Annotated in this window: 1 pseudogene; it reads left to right on the top strand. The window is 46.7% G+C overall.

From position 1 onward, the window contains the following. Positions 1-119: 119 nt before the first annotated feature. Positions 120-351, top strand: a pseudogene (locus ACXIUA_RS00635) (hypothetical protein); the annotation flags it as partial.

Genomic DNA, 351 nt, shown 5'->3' with positions numbered 1-351 from the left:
AGACAGGTGTTAATACCTTGTGGTTTATCACCCATACCTTGAACAATGTTACCTTTACCACCAGCTTTACCACCTATATTTTCTGATACAGCTTTAGCCAACTCATTAGCATTAATACCCTTGGCAATGGCTTCATCACTATGGAGGTCGTGCCGGTAAAGGATGGTAAGCCGGTTGGCTCTGCCGTTGTGCCGAAGGATGCGGTTTTCACCTTCACTAATAATCTTTCGCAGAACAAGAATTTGAAGGTCACCCTCGATGTGTATGGAGAGAAAAAGGACGAGCCAAAACCACCGGAGATTATCTCGCCACCAGATGGAGCCAAATGGGTGCATGGGCGAGTCCCTAACC

It is taken from the genome of Corynebacterium sp. UMB8791 (assembly GCF_054166365.1).
Note: the sequence above shows the minus strand (reverse complement) of the source record. Positions and strands in the feature narration are given on the sequence as shown.